This is a genomic window from bacterium, assembly GCA_030652805.1.
GTDB lineage: Bacteria > JAHJDO01 > JAHJDO01 > JAHJDO01 > JAHJDO01 > JAHJDO01.
Map to the genome: position 1 here is coordinate 1 of JAUSPT010000041.1, position 21,969 is coordinate 21,969.

The 21,969-nt window shown below is 38.2% G+C and carries 21 protein-coding genes; 2 read left to right on the top strand and 19 right to left on the bottom strand.

All coding sequences use genetic code 11. The features are described 5' to 3' along the window. Nucleotides 1–121: 121 nt before the first annotated feature. The gene (locus Q7J67_04165) at nt 122–799 is read right to left on the bottom strand and encodes a glycosyltransferase family 39 protein (protein MDO9464474.1); all 678 of its coding nucleotides are present in this window, start codon (nt 797–799) and stop codon (nt 122–124) included. A gap of 173 nt (nt 800–972) precedes the next feature. Between Q7J67_04165 and Q7J67_04170 the strand changes: the two genes are divergently transcribed. Together Q7J67_04170 and Q7J67_04175 are read left to right on the top strand one after the other, a co-directional pair. After that, entirely contained in the window at nt 973–1,170 is a 198-nt protein-coding gene (locus Q7J67_04170) for a helix-turn-helix domain-containing protein (GenBank protein ID MDO9464475.1), read from the top strand. Nucleotides 1,171–1,183: 13 nt separating this feature from the next. Next, a complete protein-coding gene (locus Q7J67_04175) occupies nt 1,184–1,354 on the top strand; it encodes a hypothetical protein (protein ID MDO9464476.1) in 171 nt (56 codons plus the stop codon). On the opposite strand, the gene nadE is transcribed toward Q7J67_04175, so the two are convergent. From nadE to Q7J67_04265, 18 genes are all read right to left on the bottom strand, one after another. Beyond that, nucleotides 1,351–2,073 (bottom strand): NAD(+) synthase, encoded by a 723-nt coding sequence (gene nadE / locus Q7J67_04180; protein ID MDO9464477.1) that lies wholly within the window; start codon nt 2,071–2,073, stop codon nt 1,351–1,353. The genes Q7J67_04175 and nadE overlap by 4 nt on opposite strands. Then, nucleotides 2,073–4,265: a glutamine synthetase III gene (locus tag Q7J67_04185; protein ID MDO9464478.1), complete on the bottom strand. Its 2,193-nt coding sequence runs from the start codon at nt 4,263–4,265 to the stop codon at nt 2,073–2,075. Before Q7J67_04185 ends, nadE begins: the two co-directional genes overlap by 1 nt. Nucleotide 4,266: 1 nt before the next feature. Beyond that, nucleotides 4,267–5,220 (bottom strand): TIGR01212 family radical SAM protein, encoded by a 954-nt coding sequence (locus Q7J67_04190; GenBank protein ID MDO9464479.1) that lies wholly within the window; start codon nt 5,218–5,220, stop codon nt 4,267–4,269. A 33-nt stretch (nt 5,221–5,253) separates the two neighbouring features. Continuing rightward, a complete protein-coding gene (locus tag Q7J67_04195) occupies nt 5,254–6,258 on the bottom strand; it encodes an amidohydrolase family protein (GenBank protein MDO9464480.1) in 1,005 nt (334 codons plus the stop codon). 4 nt (nt 6,259–6,262) lie between these two features. Beyond that, nucleotides 6,263–7,195, bottom strand: a complete 933-nt coding sequence (locus Q7J67_04200; GenBank protein ID MDO9464481.1) for a hypothetical protein — start codon at nt 7,193–7,195, stop codon at nt 6,263–6,265. Then, nucleotides 7,192–8,502: an FGGY-family carbohydrate kinase gene (locus tag Q7J67_04205; protein ID MDO9464482.1), complete on the bottom strand. Its 1,311-nt coding sequence runs from the start codon at nt 8,500–8,502 to the stop codon at nt 7,192–7,194. The genes Q7J67_04200 and Q7J67_04205 overlap by 4 nt, the downstream gene beginning before the upstream one ends. Before the next feature lie 12 nt (nt 8,503–8,514). Then, a complete protein-coding gene (locus tag Q7J67_04210; protein ID MDO9464483.1) occupies nt 8,515–9,678 on the bottom strand; it encodes a Gfo/Idh/MocA family oxidoreductase in 1,164 nt (387 codons plus the stop codon). Next, a complete protein-coding gene (locus Q7J67_04215) occupies nt 9,665–10,144 on the bottom strand; it encodes a cupin domain-containing protein (protein ID MDO9464484.1) in 480 nt (159 codons plus the stop codon). The genes Q7J67_04210 and Q7J67_04215 overlap by 14 nt, the downstream gene beginning before the upstream one ends. Next, the gene (locus Q7J67_04220; protein MDO9464485.1) at nt 10,134–10,895 is read right to left on the bottom strand and encodes a creatininase family protein; all 762 of its coding nucleotides are present in this window, start codon (nt 10,893–10,895) and stop codon (nt 10,134–10,136) included. Before Q7J67_04220 ends, Q7J67_04215 begins: the two co-directional genes overlap by 11 nt. 85 nt (nt 10,896–10,980) lie before the next feature. Then, nucleotides 10,981–12,009, bottom strand: a complete 1,029-nt coding sequence (locus Q7J67_04225; GenBank protein MDO9464486.1) for a uroporphyrinogen decarboxylase family protein — start codon at nt 12,007–12,009, stop codon at nt 10,981–10,983. Nucleotides 12,010–12,083: 74 nt separating this feature from the next. Next, nucleotides 12,084–13,199 carry a hypothetical protein gene (locus Q7J67_04230; GenBank protein ID MDO9464487.1) on the bottom strand — a complete coding sequence of 372 codons (1,116 nt, stop codon included), beginning with the start codon at nt 13,197–13,199 and terminating at the stop codon, nt 12,084–12,086. A 49-nt stretch (nt 13,200–13,248) separates the two neighbouring features. Beyond that, nucleotides 13,249–14,616 carry an aspartate aminotransferase family protein gene (locus Q7J67_04235; GenBank protein MDO9464488.1) on the bottom strand — a complete coding sequence of 456 codons (1,368 nt, stop codon included), beginning with the start codon at nt 14,614–14,616 and terminating at the stop codon, nt 13,249–13,251. 27 nt (nt 14,617–14,643) lie between these two features. Then, nucleotides 14,644–15,411 carry a DeoR/GlpR family DNA-binding transcription regulator gene (locus tag Q7J67_04240; GenBank protein MDO9464489.1) on the bottom strand — a complete coding sequence of 256 codons (768 nt, stop codon included), beginning with the start codon at nt 15,409–15,411 and terminating at the stop codon, nt 14,644–14,646. 86 nt (nt 15,412–15,497) lie between these two features. Continuing rightward, nucleotides 15,498–17,333: a tRNA uridine-5-carboxymethylaminomethyl(34) synthesis enzyme MnmG gene (mnmG, locus tag Q7J67_04245; protein MDO9464490.1), complete on the bottom strand. Its 1,836-nt coding sequence runs from the start codon at nt 17,331–17,333 to the stop codon at nt 15,498–15,500. After that, nucleotides 17,333–18,184: an exosortase/archaeosortase family protein gene (locus Q7J67_04250; GenBank protein MDO9464491.1), complete on the bottom strand. Its 852-nt coding sequence runs from the start codon at nt 18,182–18,184 to the stop codon at nt 17,333–17,335. The genes mnmG and Q7J67_04250 overlap by 1 nt, the downstream gene beginning before the upstream one ends. Further along, nucleotides 18,168–18,404, bottom strand: a complete 237-nt coding sequence (locus Q7J67_04255; GenBank protein MDO9464492.1) for a hypothetical protein — start codon at nt 18,402–18,404, stop codon at nt 18,168–18,170. Before Q7J67_04255 ends, Q7J67_04250 begins: the two co-directional genes overlap by 17 nt. Before the next feature lie 213 nt (nt 18,405–18,617). After that, complete coding sequence (locus Q7J67_04260; GenBank protein ID MDO9464493.1) at nt 18,618–20,930, bottom strand: DEAD/DEAH box helicase family protein; 2,313 nt, start codon at nt 20,928–20,930, stop codon at nt 18,618–18,620. Beyond that, nucleotides 20,917–21,945, bottom strand: coding sequence for a virulence RhuM family protein (locus tag Q7J67_04265; protein MDO9464494.1), 1,029 nt, complete (start codon nt 21,943–21,945; stop codon nt 20,917–20,919). The genes Q7J67_04260 and Q7J67_04265 overlap by 14 nt, the downstream gene beginning before the upstream one ends. Between the last annotated feature and the right edge of the window lie 24 nt (nt 21,946–21,969).

Sequence of the window (21,969 nt, forward strand, 5' to 3'; positions counted from 1 at the left end):
CACTATTCTACAGATTTTAAGTATAACCTTATTTGAGAAAGTTCCTGTTTTACAGCTACTTACAAATGTTAATGATGAAACTCAAAACGGTGAATCTCCTAACCAATTGTTGTTGTTTGACTTATAATGGGACAGTAGTGAGGGCAAATATTAAAAGAACAGCAAAATGTCTTATGGCACTTAGCTTGCTTTTATAAACAACAAGCATCCATAAAAGATAGAAAGGAAGAAAACCTGCTAATATTGACCTGGTCAGCAAAGAAAGTCCAAGCAGAATGCCAGCTGCATATGAAAATACCAGTTTGCTTTTCTGAACAGCTTTAAGCAGAAAATACACAAGAAACACCAGAAATAATGTATAGGGGCATTCTGACAGGATATGAATACTATACCAGATATGCTGCGGGCTGAGAGCCAGCAATAAGCCTGTCAATACGGCAAGTTTGAGTCTGAAGATATCTCTCGCAATTAAATACAGTCCAACACACGTAATAGACCCTATCATTATAAAAAAGAGTCTTAAGGCAAGTATATTATCTCTACCAAAAACAGCTAATATCCCTGCGTGTATTAATGGAAACAAAGGAGGTCTGAAAGCACGGAATTCCCCTTCCAAATATCCTTTCCCATCTAGTAAGTTATCAACTATTGTTTGATATGCCATATCTCCGTATTCAAGATTATGTATGTCGACAAAAAACAAACCAATAAGCCTGAATAACAGGGCCGTTATGAAAATAAAAAGAACCGCTTTCCTCCTGGACTGCATGCAAATTAAACTGTTTAATCTTTCTTTCATATCTCCCCACCAATTTCAACCGTAAGTGTAATAGCTTTATTCACTAAAATCAAGGGAATTGGGAAAACCCAGAACTGTTAGTTTATTGTATTACAAGGTGGTTTAATGTTATTTTTTACATAAAATAAACTTTTTTCTTGACATTTATGTATTCTGATGTTAGTATTTCGCACATGAGTGAAATAATGACTATAAAAGAGCTGGCTGGTTACATTAAAATGAATGAGAGAACAGTCTATAAACTTGCTAATAATGCAAAGATCCCTGCTGTAAAACTTTCAAATCAGTGGCGTTTTAAGAGAAAAACAATAGATGAGTGGCTTGAAGCACAAATGTATGAAAATTGCCCTTATCCAAAAACAAAAATGTGAGGAGGTGAAGTAAATGTATAGATGTGAAATATGCAAAAATGAAGTGGACTCAGTGTATTTTAAAAACAACAAGGAAGTCTGTGAAAAATGCTACAGAGGACATAAAGTAGAAATAGACAAAGCAGAGATTAATTCCTCGCTTATAGAAGAGCATGCTGGGCAAACTGCTGTTGCAGTAAACTAAGGGGTTGGAATAGGATCTCGTTTATGCTGTGAACTTGATATCATACTCATTACTTTATTGAGCTTTCGTCTGTCTATGTCTTTGGTATTATTGCTTTCGATTGCCCTTAGAATATTGTCTGCTTCGTCATATAAAAGGCCCATTTCATCTTCATCAAATTGATCTGGCCACAGACCTGCAGAGGGTCTTCTTGCTATAACCTCTGGTGGAATGCCCAAGTCCTTAGCCAACTGCCTTACCTGAGTCTTAAGCAAATTACCCAGAGGAAGAACATCGGCTGCTCCATCTCCGTATTTTGTATAATAGCCAAGTTCTATTTCTGTCTTATTTCCACATCCACAGACCAGATATCCATAGTTAGCTGCATGGTAGTATAATGTAAGCATCCTTAGCCTTGGTTTCAGGTTTGCTCTGGCTATATTGTTTTCAGAAGCTGGTAAAACATCCAGAAGCTTTTCAAATGGCTCATCAAGAGATATTTTCTTAACTGGAATTGAGTACTTGTTTGCAATCAGAAATGCCATATCTTCATCATTACTATGACTCTCACATGGCATTATTAATCCAAGGCAATTGTCCTTGACAGCCTTCTGGCAAAGAACCCCAACACAAGCAGAATCTATACCTCCGCTAAGGCCAAAAACTAAACCCCTGGCTCCGGACTTCTCCACTTGCTCTTTAAGCCATGAAACTATCTTTACTGATATATTATTATCCATTATTGCACAAACAGCATCTCTCTATACTTTGGCAGGTCCCAATGCTCATCAGCTACAACACATTCAAGTTCATCAACATGTTTTCTTATATGCTCCATTAGAGGTTTTAATTCTTCAAAGAATAAATTAGACTTTTCCTCTGCTTTCAGATTGCCAGCTTTCTTCAGCAGCCCCTCCATTCTACGTGTATGCTTTCTCACATAATATATCTTATCTGTTACATTCGTTAAGTGATTTTTAAGATCTTCAAAAACTTCTTCTTTAATCTTCAAACCAGCATTCTTCCTTAAGAAGACCAGATCTGTAAGATTCTTCGCCAAAAGCCCCTGATAATCAAAACCTGCTGGTACCACATTTGAGTCCACCATTTCACGCAAAGTATTGGCTTCAATCTCCAACTTCTTACAATACATATCCATCCATATATTATATCTTGAAACTAATTCTCCCCTTGTAAGCACACCATATTTCTCAAACAGCGCTATGTTCTCCTCTTTAATAAGAGCTTTAAGCGCCTTAGGTGTTGAAGGTTCATTAACCAGCCCTCTTTTCCCCGCTTCTTTTATCCAGCTTTTAGAATAATTATCACCTTCAAACCTAATTGATTTAGTTTCTCTAATGATTTCTCCCAACACATACAGTACCTTTAAACTAAAATTCTTGTAATTAGACTCCTTTTTTATTCTATCTGTAATATAATCTATAGATTCTGTAACAATTGTGTTAATAACCATAATAGGTGTTGAAATATTCTGGGAACTCCCAACTGCCCTAAATTCAAACTTATTACCGGTAAAAGCAAAAGGAGAAGTTCTATTCCTGTCAACCACATCTTTATTAAAGGTTGGTAATTTGCCAACGCCCAGATTTACAATATCTTGTTTACTGAATTCCGCCTTTTTACCTTTTTCTATTGTACCGAGAATCTTTGTCAGTTGATCACCAACAAACACTGATATAACTGCAGGCGGAGCTTCATTAGCTCCAAGCCTATGTTCATTACCTGCTGAGGCTATACTGGCATATAACAGATCAGCATGTTTGTAAACAGCCCGGATTACAGCTATTAACAATACCAGAAACTGCAAATTGTCCTCTGGCGTATTTCCATGATTAAAAAGATTATTTCTCTTATCATCTGACAGAGACCAATTAATGTGCTTTCCACTTCCATTTATACCTGCAAACGGTTTTTCATGTAAGAGACACACCATATCATGTTTCAAGGCAATCTTTTTGATAATATCCATAAGAAGCTGATTGTGATCCGCTGCAATATTTGAATCCTCAAAAACAGGAGCAAACTCAAACTGGTGAGGAGCAACCTCATTATGTCTGGTCTTTAAAGGAATACCTAATTTATATGCCTCAATACTTACATCATTCATATAATTTATAACACGCTCTTTAATTGAGCCAAAGTATTGATCCTCTAATTGCTGTCCTTTTGGAGATGATGCTCCAATTAGTGTGCGTTCTGTCATAAGCAAATCCTGTCGCATTCTATAAAACCGCTTATCTATTAAAAAATATTCCTGTTCAGCACCACAATCTGAAAAGACCCTTTTTACATCCTTATGCCCGAAAAGCTTTAAAAGCCCAACTGTTGCTTTGTTAATAGCCTCATCAGAGCGCAGTAGGGGAAGCTTTTTATCAAGCGCTTCTCCATGATATGAAATAAATATGGATGGTATACACAGAGTTTTTCCAAGTTCGCATTCTATAACAAATGCAGGGCTTGAAGGGTCCCATGCTGTATACCCACGCGCTTCGAAGGTAGTTCTTATACCTCCGCTTGGAAAGCTGGACGCATCAGGCTCACCCTGAATAAGCATTGATCCGCTAAACTTCTCAATAGCTCTGCCTTCTTCATCAAGCGAAATAAAACTATCATGCTTCTCAGCTGTAAGACCTGTCATAGGCTGAAACCAGTGTGTATAATAAGTTGCTCCCTTTCCAATTGCCCAATCCTTCATTGCATTTGCTATTTCATCTGCTTCCTTCATGCTGATCGTCTTTCCTTCATCAAGCCAGCGCCTAAATGATGCAAAGGTCTTTTTACTTATGTGTTTTTTTATCACAGAAATACTAAACGTGTTTTCACCAAAATAGTTTGATACTCTTTTAGGTAACTTTTCCACGCTCAATTTAACACCGCTAATTTTTTCCAACACATCTTGTCTTATGCTCATCTTATCCCCTCTCCTGATATAATCTGCCCTGAAACGTGTTCATTTGCAGAAGTTTCTCTTCTATTTTACCCAGCACTTTGTTTTTGTCAACAATCCACATTGGCACTATGAGAAATTCCATGGGGCAATCTGCAGTTATTCTCTGAATCACAGTATCTGCCCAGAGATACTCCAGAAATCCTACAGCCAAATCTACATATACATCTAATTCCAATGGCTTATACAGACCTTCCTCATAAATCGCTTCCAGCCTTGTTCCCTTTATTATATGAAGCGGATGAATCTTTATACCATCTAATTTAAGCCTGCCCAGAACTTCCGCAGTTTTCAAAATATCCCCTCTAGTCTCATGAGGCAGTCCTATAATAACATGAACACATATCTTTATGTTTTTTCTTTCTCTTGTCAGATTCACAGCTTCTAGAAAATCTTTATAAACATGCCCTCTGTTTATAAACTCTAAAGTCTCATTATGTGTGGTCTGAAGACCATACTCAATCCATACTTCATAATCAGATGTATAGCTTTCAATTAGATCAAGAATCTCCTCATTTATACAATCAGGACGAGTGCCAATGGATATGCCTACAACATCTTCAAATTTTCTGACGGTATCATACTTTTTCTTCAAAACTTCTAAAGGAGCGTATGTATTTGTATATGCCTGAAAATACACTATGAATTTCTCAGCTTTAAACCTTCTCTTACCAAACTCTATGCCTTTAGCAATTTGCTCTTCTATTGGCAGCGAAGCAATACGGCTGTTAAAGCTGAATCCCCTATTATCACAATAGATACAGCCGTTTTTACTCTTTGAGCCGTCTCTATTAGGGCAGGAGAATCCTGCATCTATACTTACCTTATAAACCCGCGCTCCAAAACGTTTCTTGAGATATTCAGAAAATTTGTAATATCTTCTTATCTCATCACTCATCACTTTTTTAAAGATTCCCATTCCATTATTAAAAAGAAGCAAGAACTCTGAGTTTTATCCAAATAGATATTTCAAGGTGTTTTTATATGTTATCTTTGAAATCTTATCTTCTGAAAGACTTTTTAATATCTTTATTTCCATATCAAACGACGATTTTAAAGACACATCTATCAGCTTTCCATTAATGTCATAATATTTTTGTATAAAATAATTTGCAGGAGTATCGCTTCCCCAGATAATTGTATCAGGGTAATTGCTAACAATATTTCTCATTACGGACCAAGGTTCGTTATAATCTGCTTCCATCCGTTCTCTTGGTAAGGGAATGTGAGGGGATTCCTGCTGGGCAAGGATACAGTGTATATGAAACGCAGAAAGATCAACAAAACAATTCTCTAATTTTGATGCTCTCTCCAGCACGGATTTTACAAAACGCGCTGAATGAGCAATGCAGATTCTAATTTCCGGATGCTTCTCAGCAAATTTTATAATATCAAAGACTGAAGCCCATGGGTCACCTTTGTAATATGAGCTGTGAAACGTTATGGGCAGATTGTGTCTGACGGCAAAATCTAAAATAGGCCGGCCTTTAGTCTCCAAATCCTTTACAAATGCCCGTATGTATGTTGGGACTGTTTTTAAGCCAAACACAGGATATTCTTTATGGAGTTTCTCAAATAGCTCAGCCTGTTCTTTTGTTTTTCTTGAGGGGTCAAACATAACAAACGGGATAGCCATATCAGAATACTCTGGAAATATTTCATAAATCTCTTTCAACATGCTTTGATTTTCAATCTCATAAGGGAACTTTGAAAACATTTCATTTATTTTTATTTCTTTCGATGCTCCCAGTTCAACAGTATAATAACTTGAGTCCATAGGAAATATGACTGCGTATGATATCCTCAGATATTTCATCCTGATCACCAAATCTTCAAAACTCAGACAATATGGATATGAATGGCTCACGTAATTTTTGTAATTTACTCCTATATGGGAATGTCCATCAATTATTCCTTTACGCGTTTTTATTTTCTTAATAATTTTATTCTTATCCATAGAATTAATATCCTTTCTCCCAATCAGGCGTTATATCTTGAGCAATTGTTTCTGAAATGAATACGTCAGCTGATGTCAACTGAACAATAGAGTCAGGGACCAGAGGGGTTACTGGACCGTGCAGGGCCAGCCTGGTTATAAGTCTTTGCCACGATGTGCCAGTTCCGTGAACACTGATAGAATAAGTGTTGAGCCTGTGCTTAGCCGCCAGATACTCACGCGGACCGATAGTGGCGGCCTTGGGCGGTACAGCCGCAATATCGCCACTGGCGCCAAAACTGCCGTGCAAAGAATTCTGGGCCAGCGTGAACGGACTTAGAGTAACAATACTCGGCCCCATTTTCTTGAATTCTTCCAGACCCTTTGGGACCTCAGGCGCATCTGGTTCGACAAAGGCTAAATGTCCTGTCCAGCCTGGTCCTGCATAACAAATATCAGCCCCACCGAGATCAGCAATCCTTTTCCCATAATCTTTAAAATTTTCATTGGTAAAACCAATCATCTGGGTTTCCGGCGGACGAAGCTTATTATCAAGTTCATTGTAAAAATATTTTTTGAGCGCATGAGTAAAGCCCAAAGGCCATGTCTCTGGTGCGATATTTCCATCTTCATCCGCATATTCATCCATATTGAACGTGTAGAGATTTTCACAGTTGATCTTAGAGCGATTAATCATATAGGCTACGTTTTTGTAGAGCGGCCAGGGTTGGGGTAGGATCATAACCAGCTTTTTATCCGCTTCCATGGCTTCTTTGATACGGAAGAAAACATCCATCATAAATATAAACCATATCTCAAAATCCTTGGCCACCTTGATTTTTAAGTCAGGATTGGGATGCTTGGTAATATCCTCTCGCTTGATATTTCTGACTCTTTCCAGAACTTCCTTATCTCTAAAAGGAACATATCTGGACGGACTGTAATTAAATTCTTTCATTTCACACCTCCGAATAATTTCTGTTTTTTATTATTTCTATAGATTTTTGCCGCGCCTATAATCCCTGCGTCACGACCGGATGAAGGGGTTATTTTGTATTTGCAGTTCTTAGCCAAGATATCAAGCCATACCTTGGACTGCGAGACTCCACCTGACACATAGATCTGGCGGGCAGAAGATATTTTTTCTATTTCTGAAAGATGCGATAGAAACCTGTTTAAAAAATACTTAATAACAGACCCAGCTATTATGTCCTTATCAGCAGACTTATCATGTATGAATTCTCCGTTGGCAGCTCTGATTTCAATAAATGCGTCTTTGCTTTTCACAGTATTAAATTTTGCCAGAAAATCGTCATATGTTATATCTGGGAAATATCTTGTTTTAAACTTATGAATAATATTACCAAACTGAGAGTCAAGACTAATCAGAAAATAATCATTTGTTAAAGGACCTATGCCTACAATTTGATTTTCTTTTATAGAATTTAGCGGTTCTTTTATGATGGCATAAAGCACCATTGCTGTTCCGAAATTGGCGCTTATGTCTCCCTCAGCTTCAAGCCCTGCTCCTACTGCTGACGCTGACTGGTCATTACCACAGAAATATACAGGTAGCTCTTTTTTGAGCCCTAACTCATGTCTCATTTTATGAGTTAATTCATAGGAAATACCTGCAGCTTCTTTAATTTCAGGGAAATTGTCTTGTGTAAGTTCAAGGATATCAAGCGCTTTTTGATTTAAATGCTTTTTGCGTATATCAAAAACTCCGCCCATGCCAAAGCTGGTATAGTCAGAATAAAACTTTTCTGTCAATCTGAAAGCAACATACTCATTAATAAGAGGGAAATAAGCAGCCTTTTTGTATATAGCAGCTTTGTTCTTTTTCAACCATAATAATTTTGAAATATATAAAGATGATAAAGGCTTGGAAAAACCAGCGGTTTTATAAAATTCAGGTAGCTTTTCAGATAGATATACTTCTTCTTCTACTGCTCTTGTATCGAGCCAGACAATCCCTTTGTCTAAAGAATTAAAATCCTTATCCACAGGCATAAAGGTTTGTGCCTGACTGGTAATCAATATCGCTTCAATAAAATAGCCTTTTTGTGTAGCAATCTTGATTATCTTTTTTAAGGCTTCTCTGGCTTTGGTAAAACATTCTTCAAAATCGGATTCACAGATTTCCTGCTTACGATTAATCTTAAAATCACAAAGTATACTTTCAATTGTATTTAGCTCTCTGTCTATAGTTCCGCATTTAAGGGAACTAGTACCAATATCGAGAACTGCTAAGGCATTTTCCATTTTGAAATAAAATTATATAGCTATCTTTTTTCCAGTTTTATTTGACTCCAGTGCTGCCGTCAAGACTTTATGACTCAGGGCGGTTTCTTCCGGCATTACATTTTTAAAAGAATGGTCAGAGCCTCCTTCTTTAAATTCATACACAAACGCCCCTAACATCTGTTGAAAAGCATCTGAAAAACCAAATTCAAAAATCCCGCCAGTAATCGATGGTATTACTGACTGAGATCCTGTATCAATACGTGTCCATCCTTGTTCTTTGCCTTTGGTCTCTAAAAAATAAAAAGCCTTAGGATCGTGAGTTGTAAATTTTGCCGAACCTTCAGTGCCGTAGACCTCTATAAACCATGTATTTGTTGCGCCAGGAGCCATACGCTTGGTTTCAAGGATAAGTGTAAAATCTTTTCCGTGATCAGGATCAGCGCATTTGCAGGTAAGCACAGCATTATCCCATGTTTGACAGGTGGCAAATCCTCCTTTTCCATCAGGCCTCGTTTCAGCTATATTTAATAAATCAGCATACACTGTTTTTGGTATCCATCCCATACGAAAAGGAATATGCTGGGTATGCATTCCCAGATCGCCCATGCATCCATATTCTCCATTAATTTCTATCATCCGCTTCCAATTGACTGGTTTATCAAGATCCATGTCACTGGAATGGTGGAAACCACTTTTGACCTCCATAAGCCTGCCATATCTTTTCTCCTGTATCCACTTAATTATCTTCTGTGCCCCTGGAAAATAGGGAAATTGGGAGTTGCACCGGACAATTATGTCGGGATTTTCTTGTATAACTTTTAAAATATTGTCATTGGCTCTTTTATCAATACCAAATGGCTTTTCTCCGAGCAAATGCTTTCCTGCCTTAATAATATCAATGTACATCCTTTCGTGAAGATTATGAGGGACAGCACAATATACGGCATCAATTTTATCGGATTTAATTAATTCCCGGTAATCATCGGTATCTATTTTAATGGTCGGGAAATTGTCCAAAAACCATTTTCCCGTTTCCTTATTGTATTTATCACAAATACCTGTGATAACCGGTGCAGGTCCATCATAAAGCAGATGACACCAGCGGGCAATACTGCTGCCTAACTCCCGTCCCATTAAGCCAAGACCGATAACACCAAATCGTATTTTTTTTCTGTTTTTCTTATATTTTCCCATCTTTACCAATCCTTTTGTTTTTAAAAATACTGTCTCCTGGAATGCATGGTTTAGAAGCTTCAAGAATTAGACTGTTCCCCTCTCCTGTAAAAGAATGAACTATTCCCTGATTCATTGCAAAAGTATCTCCTTCTTCCATCAAAAATTCTTTCTCCGCAGTTTTCATTGAAACTTTACCTTTAACGATAAAGAAAGTTTCATGTTTAAAATTATGGTGATGAGCAGGGCAGGTTTGTCCATCAAAGAGAAATAAAAATTTTCCACAATATCCCTCTTTCTCTTCATTAGCTATCCAGAACTCAATAAGACCTGTTCTGCAAAAATCACTTAATCCAAAATCTAAGACAAGAGGATCTACATCGGGCATTTTTATTTCCCACTTTTCAAGAACAGTATAACATCTCTTTAACGCATCCTTTTTCTCTTTGCCGGACAGTTCAAAAGTCTTTGTCCACTTATTTTCCATTTTTATAAAACTCCTTAATAAATTTCTGATAATTGTTAATAATTGCCTGCATAATCTTTTTTCCGGTTTCCTTTGTTGCTTTTGTTGGGTCACCGTAAATACCTGTTTTGCTTTTCTGTATTCCCCATGTAGACCAAAACACCTTGTCCGGATAGAACTTGGAAGATACTGTTATCTTATCCTGCCCAGTCGCCTTTTTCATATCTACTAGATTTTCATTCAGATAAAGCATTAAAGATGTTTCGTATTCACCGCCATGACAACTTCCTTTTGGACCGGCTTTGCTAATTTTCAAAAACTCTTCTTTTGCCATTAGCGAAGGATATGTAAGAGCCATATAGATATTATATGCATCGGCAACATTGCGCGTCACTACTCTTAATGCACCCGTATGATTTCCGTGAGCGCTAATAATTATAATCTTTTTAAAACCCATCTCAATGACGGAAGAACAGATATCAAATACCATGTTGATAAATGTTTCTTGTTTTAATCTCATTGTTCCGGGCCATTTTGCTACACTTTTCATTGAATAACCGCTCCAAACAGCAGGCATAATCAGTAAAGGAATCTTATTTTTTAGCGATTCTCCTATTCTTTTTGCCACTTCTTCAGCAATATAGGCATCGGTCTTTACCGGCAGATGTTTGCCGTGTTCTTCTATCTGACCAACTGGCAATATAATTAAGGCATTTTTTTTAATTAGTTCCTTTAATTCAGGCCATTTTTTGTCTGCAAAATAAATTGACATTTTGTCTCCTCTATTTAATTTAAACAATCCACGACTTTACCAGCACGAAGTTTTTCAATACACAACTCTGGCTCATTTTTGTCATTTACTTCCTTTTAAACCTGTAACGAAGTACAGTATCTCTCATCGCATAGAAATTTTCCAGAGGCACAGCTTCGGTTATATTATGACTGGATGCGCAGATATATCCACCGCCAACAGCAAGTCTTTCAATGTGTTCAATTACATCCTTTTCTACGTCCTCCGGCGTTCCGAAGGCTAGAACGCCGGAAAGGTCAATGTTACCGTGCAAGGCAATCTTATTCCCATACATTTCCTTGATTTTATAGATATCTTGCTTGCCATCACAGGGCTCAATAGGGTTAAGTACATCTATTCCCATTTCTATAAAATCCGAGATTAGAGACATCCCGTTCCCATCAAAATGGATGCTTACAGGAAGTTCTTTATTTTTTGCTAATTCAACTCTTTGGCGCAGGCCCGGGTATTCAAACTCCTCAATCATTTCTCTTGAAAACATTGGACCTTCCTTGCTGCAAATTACAGACCCTACTTGTATCACATCTATGGGATAACTAAGTGCCAGTTCCAATTCGCTTATGCAGAAATCATTTACCATTTTCTGAAAATCATGAATGAATTCAGGATCAGTAATCATATACATATAGTAGTCTTGATAACCGATAGCAGTAGTAACAATAAATGCCGTCTGGTTGGGAGTATATATCAACCCAAGACCTGTCCCCTCGATACCTTCCAGTAATTCTTCAATAGATTTTTTAATAATGTCCAAACAGGGAAACTTTATCTGTTTCAAGTCTGCACGGGTCTTTATGGTACCGTCAACATATTGCTTCCGTCCCTGGGAATCAAAGACGTTCTTGCGGCCAAGTTCCCAGACGTTTGCCAGAAAAATCATGTCATTTCCACACTTCAAATTTAGCTCAATATAATCCTTAACCGGAAGTTCGTAAGAACGAAGGTTCATCGGAACAGGACGTCCCAAAATTTTGCTGACTACTGAAGATTCTATTTCGCTTTCCTGAAAACAAATCTCCTCTGATTCAATATGCTTCAGAGCGACAAGATAGCGATTTTTATCAGGTTTTCTCAATTTCTCTGCCTATTTTTTTGCTTCAAAAAGAAAATTCAATATTTCCAGAGACACTAATTTTAATAATTTACTGTTTATTTATTATCACTTTTAAATTGATTTTCTAAAATTTCTCTTACTAAACAAATTCTTAAAAAGTCCGTATCTGGGGGAACCTGGTCAGCTACTCCAAGAACAAACTTTGAACCTAAAGGGAAAGTTTGAATTACTTTCTTTAAATAATTCACAAAATAATCTTCAGAATAAACCCGTGAAAATAAAGCACCCGGCAGACACCCCCATATAATAATTTTATCATCTGCAATTTTTTTTATCTCTTCTAAGGTAAGGTCTCCTACTGGTGTTGGAGTTACTGCTTCTGCAAAATCAAAACCCGCCTTTATAATTGATGATAAAGAGCCTTTTAATGTCCCATCATTATGTATGCCAACAAATTTGCCTGCTTTATGCAATTGTTCAATCCTTTTTTGCCAGTAAGGAAGATTATATTTTTCTATTAAATTTTCCCCGGTAACTTCACCAGAAAGATTATCAGGAAATTCAACTAATTTTGCAGGAGAATCGGCAATTATTTGGAAGATTTCATCATCATCTTTTTCTAACTCAGTAATTGTTCGTTCCATTTCTTCTTTGCTATCGATAAGTAAAAAGATAGTTGTCTGCACTCCTGCCCAGCGGCTTAAAAGCGTTTGTAAAGGAGAAACGCAAATTGGTGCCAGGAGATCAGGCAATCCATATCCACCCCATAAAGCGTCAATGCGTCTAAAATCATCAAAACAGTGTGTTATCTTGCGATGAGAAAAAATATAACGCATAATTCTTAAATCTTCAGGCTTTTTAATATAATATTCTTTATAGGCGGTAGAAAAGGACTGGGGAAGATATTCTTTTATACTGCTGAGTTCTCCTAAAGGTGTACATATGGTGGAAAGAGTTTTATTCCCTTCTTTTTTAACACTAGTCTTTATGCTTTCACCGAATTCCTCTTTCCATACTGAAGGAGGATAAAGATAGATACCTGCACCTGTATCCTGATGAAGTTTTAAATAACCCTCTTCTCCTTCATATTCCTTAGGTAATTTTTGCATTGTTTTATGGCTTTCATACCAGTAAATCAAATCAGCATACCATGGAGTAATATCTGGCTTTTCTCCACTAAATACTGCTAACAACCTTTCTCTCTGATTCATCCTTCTAATCTCCTAAGATGTATTTCTCGTATTTTCCAGACTTCAGCTTTTAATATCCCAGTTCCTTCTCCACTTCAAAAATGGCTTCATCAATAATGTCCATGCCCTTGAGAAGAACTTCATCTTCCATAATAATAGGAGGACTCATACGCAAGATATGTCCTGCTGGAATCCATGCAAGCCCTTTTCTAAAGGCTTTTTGATAAACCAGTTTTCCCGCTTCTTCAAAAGGTTCTTTGGTATTTTTATCCTTTACAAGCTCTATACCCATAAGACACCCCTTTGCCCGCACGTTACCCACAATGGAACGCTCATCCTTCATCTTTTCCATACGTTTTAACGCTATTTTACCCAGATGCGTAGACTGTTCAAGCAGGTTTTCTTCTTCTATAACCTCAATACATGCAAGTGCAGCTGCGCATGCCATCGGATTTCCTCCATAACTGCTGGAAGCTGAAATTGATTCAAATGATTCTTTGTAAGGTTCACGTACTGCTACACATGTTACTGGAAAACCATTGCCAAAACCTTTACCAAGCATTACTACATCCGGCACAACGTCCCAATGTTCAGTGCAAAGCCATTTCCCTGTACGCCCCATACTGGTGAGTACCTCATCGCACATTAGTAAGATTTTATGCTTATCACAAAATTTTCTCATTTTTGGAAAGAAATCATCAGGAGGTATTACTGAACCGCCCCAGCCTTGAATCGGTTCCAGAACAAAGGCGGCTACCTGATGCGCTGTACCTTTATCTAAATACTCTTCATAAAATTCAATATATCTATCAGTATCAATTGTCCCGTCATCCTTGGTCCAGTGAGGATGATATGGGTCAGGCCGCGGGACCATATGGAATCCCGGCGCTCTTGTAGGTCCGTACACTGCAGAACGAATGTGTCCCAATGATACGCCGCCATAAGTTTTTCCGTGATAATCATAGAAGCAGGAAATCATTTCATGCTGTTTAGTAGCAGCGCGGCATACACGCAATCCTGCTTCAACTGCTGTGGTTCCTGAATCGTACAATTGAAATCCGTTCAAATCGCCGGGCAAAATTTCTGCCAATTTTTCCATTAACTGTGTTTTTATCGGGGTGGTGAAATCATGCGCATTTTGAAGCGTACCTGCATATTTTTGGATGGCTTCTGTAATTTTTGGATGGCAATGTCCTAATGTGGTAACATAAATACCTGAGGAAAAATCTATGTATTTATTACCGTCTACATCTGTCAAAACACAACCTTTACCAGACTCAAAAACAACCGGAAAAAGTTTCACCTGACTGCTTAACCCTTTGAAATACTTTGTGCACCGCTCATGCCACTTTTTGGATTGAGGTCCAGGGGGAGTTACTTTTACATCAGGAACTTTACTTAAATCTATTTTTGCCCAGTCTTTATTGTACATTTCCATTTAATCCTCCAATTTATATTTCTAACGCTATACTGTTATTACTTCTACCCCGATTTTTCTTATCTTCTCTAGATATGTTTTATCAGCGTTCTTATCTGTTATTAATTTGTCTATATCCTTAATATCTACATATTTTGAAAACGAGTTTTTGCCAATCTTTGTATGATCTGTTACAACAATAACCTCAGTTGCAAGACGGCACATTAATTCTGTCATTTTCGCAGTATATATGTCTCCTGTGGTTACCCCTCCATCCACGCTCATTCCATCAGTTCCAAGAAGAGCTTTATCGGCACGAAAACTCTCTATGCCTTTTTCTGCAAGAGGTCCGCTTAAATCAAAACTCCCTGCTCTGCAATTACCACCCAATAGTATTGTACTTATGTTACGAGAAGTTCTGAGCTCTAACATGACAAGTATAGAGTTTGTTACTACAGTTATATTGCTCCTGTTTTTAAGATTTCTTGCAATCTGCACTGTTGTAGTACCAGCATCAAGAAAAATCACGTCTCCACTTCTAACAAGTTCTGCTGCATACTTACCAATTGCCTCTTTTTCTTTAGGCATTTTTTTGACTTTATCTCTATACATAGTCTCCAGAAGTGTCTGTTCCAGCTTCACCGCTCCGCCATATGTCTTGGCAAGCAGGCCTTGTCCCTCCATTACTGAAAGGTCTCTTCTTACCGTAACCTCTGATACTTCAAGTTTACCCGCAAGTTTTACAACCTCAATCTTGTTCTCTGCATTCAGGATATTCAGTATTATTTTTTTTCTTTCTGTAAACTTAAGCCCCATTTTTGTCCGTTTCCTTCTTAAATATGATTATTTGCTTTTGATTATGATTATTTGTATCACATAACACAAATCTTGTCAAAAAAAATTTACTTAGCTTTCTTCAGGAACACCATTAGAATCATGATCGCTGCAGGGGTTACGCCAGAAATGCGATTCGCCTGACCCAATGATACAGGCTGGAATTTTTCCAACTTTTCCTTAATCTCTTTTGATAATCCATGAACATCTGCGTAGTCTAAATCTATGGGAATCCTTATCCTCTCAAGATCCTTAAATTTCCTTATATCTCTGACCTGTCTCTGAATAAAACCGGCATATTTGACCTCTATCTCCATTTGAGTCAGCACATCATCAGGCAAGTCAATCTTGAAAGTATTAATGCTAACTTCCGGACGTCTGAGAAATTCCTCCAGAGAAATAGTTTTTTTAATAGAAGGAACAGTGGAAGGGCTTATTTTCTCTCTTCTTAAATATTTTAATCCCTGCTCAATTTTTCTCTGCTTCTCAGTAGTTTTATCAAAATCATCCTTTGAAACAAGGCCTGCTTCATATCCAATTTTTCTTAACCGTAAATCTGCATTATCTTCACGAATAACGAGGCGGTGCTCAACGCGCGAAGTAAACATCCTGTATGGCTCATTCGTACCCTTTGTTACAAGATCATCAAGCAGCACACCAATATAACTGGTAGAACGATCCAGTATAAGAGGAGCTTTTCCCTTCATTTTTAACACAGCATTTACTCCTGCAACCAATCCCTGTGCTGCAGCTTCCTCATATCCTGTAGTACCATTAATCTGTCCTGCCAGATATAAATTACTAATTGGTTTTGTCTCCAGAGTAGGATAAACCTGTCTGGAATCGATAACATCATGCTCTATTCCATAACCCATATGTGTGGGCTTTGCCTTTTCCAATCCTTTGATTGAGTGTAAAAAATCCATCTGAATATCTTCCGGCAGACTTGTAGCAAGCCCGTTAGGATAGAATTCAAACGTATCCAATCCCTCCGGCTCAAGAAATATCTGGTGACGACTTTTATCAGCAAACTTTACTATTTTGTCTTCAATTGAAGGGCAGTATCGCACTCCTGTGCCATGAATTACACCGGTGAACAGAGGCGACTTACTCAGCCCGGAACGAATAATCTCATGCGTCCTTTGATTAGTATAGGTAAGATAGCAAGGGACTTGCTTCCTGGTTATACGTCTTGTAGAAAAAGAAAACGGTATTGGCTTTTTATCTCCCTCCTGAATCTGGAGCCCTGAAAAATCAATTGTTCTTCCATCCAATCTTGGACAGGTTCCTGTTTTAAAACGAAGAAGTTTAAATCCTAAATCCTTTAAGGAATCCGAAAGTTTTGTTGCTGCTTTTTCTCCCATTCTGCCGCCTGGAAAATGTTTAAGCCCTACATGAAGCAGCCCATTCAAGAATGTGCCGGGAGTAATAACCACTGCTTTAGAGAGAATGTTCCCTGAACTGGTTTTCACTCCGATAACAGACATATTTTTTACAACTAATCCTATAACCTGTCCCTCTGTTACATCCAGATTTTTCTGCTTATTTACAACGTTACTCATGTAAAACTTGTATTTTTTTCTATCTATTTGTGCGCGCGAGGAACGTACTGCAGGGCCTTTTGAAGAATTGAGCTGGCGAAACTGTATGCCTGCATAATCAGCAGCCTTTGCCATTTCACCGCCAAGAGCATCTATTTCCTTAACAAGCTGCCCCTTGCCTATTCCGCCAATTGCAGGATTGCAGGACATAAACCCAATATTATCTTTATTCATTGTGATGAGTAATGTCTTCGCACCCATTCTCGCACTTGCCAGAGCCGCCTCGCACCCTGCATGTCCCGCACCAACAACAATCACATCATATTTCATCTTTCTACGCCTATTTACTTTATTCGTTTTCATTAACTGCTATTATAACATTTTTTTAAACAGTTTTTCTCACACATAAAAAGCACAGCAAGAAAAACCAGAAAGAACGTTCCCAGAATCTTGTCAAAACTTTCAGTTTGGACACAGTTCATGCCTGTTACCCCTGCAATAGTAAACAATAAAATCCGCAAGATATTTGATATCAAAATGAATAGAGGTATGCTGGATATCCATATCAATGTTTGTGCGAGATTAAATTTGCATATCCACGGCAAAATTGATAAAAACATTAGCAATATAATCAGCGTATCCAGCCCTGAACAACGTTCTACAAGAATAAGCGTGAAATCAGATACTGTTACCGAATAATTTTCCAACGACAATTTAACCGGCATACCAAGCCGACCAAAAAAAGCACCAATGATAATTGCATTAAGACGGTTAATCCAGTGAATCAAAAAAGAGAGTCTCCATTCAAAAGGATAAAGAAAAATAAGAAAAAAACATGGGAAAAGGACTTTTTTTGCCTTCTTTATACCATAAAAAAGACAACATAGACTGAACGCAAAAACAACGAGTGCAGCCCCTTCAAAAAAATACATTCCGGAAAAAAATCCATATAAGAAAATCAGAAAACCTGATAGGAGAAAAACAAAGAAATAAAATGTACCGCTGGCATTCTTCTCCTGTTTAAAAGGTGAGCTTGTCTGAGCATGCCTGAAAAGAAGATAGGATATCAGAGGTGTAAGTAAAATATAAAAATACATAGGCTGCCGGTGGTAAATGCTCAGTATCCATAAAAAATATCTATGCAATAGAACCGGAATAATGAGAGAAACCAGTAATATCAGGAATATTTTCCCCCTGTCAGTCTGAATCCTCATTCCTTTTTCTCCTCCATAATCCCAGAAGAAGAACTCCTGACGCTACAATAACAACAACCACTGAACCAGGCAGAGGAGCTTTAGCTGCCGCAGGAGGAGCAACCGGAGCAACTGGAGGAGGAGGAACAGGAGGCCTAGGCCGCCATCCCCAAGCATATCCAAGTTGATGCATACTAAAAATTAAAAACACAATTAGAATGACAACGATTTTGACTTTCATTGTTTTTCTCCACATGTTAATGGTCTAGTTTATATGCTCAATCTACAATTATACAGAACTTTTCGTGGGTTTTACAGAGAAAAGAAAGAGTAGTCTTGTTTTTTAACCCTGTCATTGCGAATCCCAAATCCCCTCCCCCTCAACCGCTTGCTTTAGCTGGCGGTTATTGTAGGTGCATTGTAGGGGCACAATATCTTGTGCCCTTAATATGAATTACGCCACTTTAATCTGGTACAAATATTTTTGGAACTCAATAAATGTATTCTTTATTGATTCAACACCACCAAGCGCTTCTGCCGCATCAGTTATTGATTGATACTTTAATTCAAGCAAGCTCGGTAATTTATCTTGGTCAAGTTCGCCGACACCAGTTTCAATATATTGAGACAAAACAAAATCCAGAAAATCTTTTTGTTTATCATCAAGCCCTAAGAAGATATTTGATTTTGCGTTTATTACTCGTTCTTCTCTGGTAATGGGTTTAACATTGAACGACACATATTCAAGCACATCAAACAAATCGCTTTTTTCTGCATTAATCAACTTTCGCAGATTGCTTAATTCATTTTTGCCGTAACCTGCTTTTTCTAATTTTTTCAGAAAAGACTTTCGAGTTGACGGAATAGACCAAATTTTGCGTAGTTCTTCCTCATCTTTAAAAAATCTAGGCAATTTACCGTAAAGATTTTCCAGAAATTCTTCGGCTGATATAGGTTTGCCATCAGCGTTCCAAAAAGATGTGGCAATCATATGCTGGATTTCCCGCTCTTTGCCATCGCGTAATTTAATTTTAATCTTCTTCTTTGCTTCGTATGGAGGTCCAGGTTCACTGATAATATCTTTCGGCTCCTTCGGCTCTTTGGGTTCTTTTGGTTCCGGCTCTATCGGTTCACCATCCCATTCAGGATCAGCAAAATGATGATACGCATCAACAAAGTCATAAATCGTAAAATATTCTTTCCCGTCAAATAACCGTGTTCCACGACCTATAATCTGCTTAAACTCGATCATTGAATTAACCGGACGCATCAAGATAATATTTCGGATATTGCGGGCATCCACACCAGTAGAAAGTTTTTGCGAGGTAGTAAGAATTGTCGGGACGCTTTTTTCGTTGTCCTGAAACTCGCGCAAATACTGTTCCCCAAGTGCGCCGTCATTAGCCGTTACCCGCTGGCAATAGTGGGGGTCGGAACTGTCTTTGAGTTGATTAACCAAATCCCGAACTGCCAACGCGTGATCCTGAGTAGCACAGAAAACAATAGTCTTTTCGCTTTGATTGATTTCATCTAAGAAAATTCTGACCCGCTTGGCTTCACGTTCTTTGATCTCAATAATTCGGTTAAAATCAGTTTCTATATAAATTTTCCCTTCTTCTATTTCACCTTCAACAATCTGATCATCTGACGTATAGATATAATCATCAATCGTCGTCTTAATCCTCTTTATCTTAAACGGTGTTAGGAATCCATCGTTAACACCTTCTTTTAGTGAATAGATATAAACAGGATCACCGAAATATTTATATGTATCCACGTTATCTCTGCGTTTGGGAGTAGCTGTCAACCCTAATTGCACAGCCGGTGAAAAATGCTCCATAATACCCCGCCAATTGCCTTCGTCATTAGCACCACCACGATGACATTCATCAATAATGATAAAATCAAAATAATCAGCCGGATATTCACCAAAATAAGGCATCGAATTACCATCCGCATCTTTGCCACTCATAAATGTTTGGAAGATGGTAAAGAAGATACTTCCATTTGTTGGAACTCTGCCCTTCTTTCGAATTTCACTTGGAGCAATTCTGACCAGTGCGTCTTCAGAAAAAGCATTAAAAGCGTTGAAAGCTTGGTCTGCTAAAATGTTTCTATCGGCAAGGAATAATATACGGGGTCTCCTTGAACCGTCACGCTTTAAATTCCAACGGGTTTGATAAAGTTTCCACGCTATTTGAAAAGCAATAAAGGTTTTGCCGGTACCTGTCGCCAAAGTAAGTAATATGCGCGACTTATCTTCGGCAATAGCGGACATGGCGTTATTGACCGCAATTTCCTGATAGTATCGCACCTTTTTTGTGCCGCCGATATCTTCAAACGGAACTTGATTAAATTTATCCCGCCATTGGTTTTGAGTTTCGAAAGTCTTATTCCACAACTCGTCTGGAGATGGGAAGGCAGCAATTAATCCTTCCTTGCCAGTCTTCATGCAGATTTGGTAAATATCTTTGCCGTTACTGGCATAAGTCGTATCAAGATGCATCATTCCAGCATAATTCTTAGCTTGGGCAACGCCTTCGCCAACGACCAGTTCATCGCTTTTAGCTTCAATGACAGCAAGTTTGCGTCCCTGATATACCAGTACATAATCAGCTCTCAAAGGTTTAGCGCGACCTCCGCCAGTCTGGATTTTCCCGGCAGTGATTTTGTATTCCCGCAAAACTTTTGTGCCTTCCACGACACCCCAGCCGCTTTCTTTTAGTGCGGGGTCAATGAGTTCTGCTCTTGTTTCAGCTTCGTTCATTTTTATTATCCCGTTTTTGCAGCAATTTCTTTTCTATTTCCTCAAGTTGTTTTAGGTCTTCTTCATCCGCTGCCCGTGCTTCTGCCTTTTTCCGTTTCTTATTAAATTCTTCGTAACACTTTTCGGCAATCTTTTTAGCTACTTCCGCCTTAACCTTGCCGGCATGTGTCAATAATTCCTGCTCGTTGAATTCCAGAAAACTATCAAGTTTGTCTGCCCATTGTTTCATTGTAACGGTTTTTCTTTGCCTTGCCTGTCTTTCGGCATAATCCAGATACATGGTTACAATCTCATTCAGGTCTTTGATTTCATCCTCGTTCAGGTAGTTTTTGGCGATAGCCACATCTTGTTTTCTTACAATAGAACCTCGCCATGAGGTAAGCCCCATATTGGATTTGTCCGCATTGCTGCGATTTTCAATGAGTTCAGCAGCAGTTTTTCCGGTGGTTGCCCAGAGCATTTTATTCTGTACCTTTTTAAAGAAAATTTGCGCCTGCTCCGATGTTTTATCGTAATCAATTGCGGTTGCGTAAATATCACGAATTTTCTGGTAAAACCGCTTTTCGGATGCACGGATATCCCGGATTCGCTCCAACCACTCGTCAAAATAGTTCCATTTGTCGATTTGCTTTAAGCGGTCATCATCCATGGCAAAGCCTTTGATGATGTATTCTTTAAGAATATTGGTTGCCCATATTCTAAATTGTGTTGCTCGCTTGGAATTTACCCGGTAGCCGACTGCTATAATAGCGTCCAGATTATAGAAATCTCTGTTTCTGGCTACATGGCGGTTGCCTTCCTGCCCAACTGTTTCCATTTTGGAAATAGTTGCCTCTTTCTGCAATTCTCCTTCTTCGTAGACGTTGCTTAGGTGTTTTGATATTGCTGGAACATTAACATCAAAAAGCTCTGCCATCTTTGCCTGTGTAAGCCAGATAGTTTCGTTTTGAAAGATAGTGTCTATTTTTACTTTGCCGTCCGTGGTGGTGTAGAGGACGATTTCGGATTGGGGCATTAGATTACCTCCTGTTCATCTGTG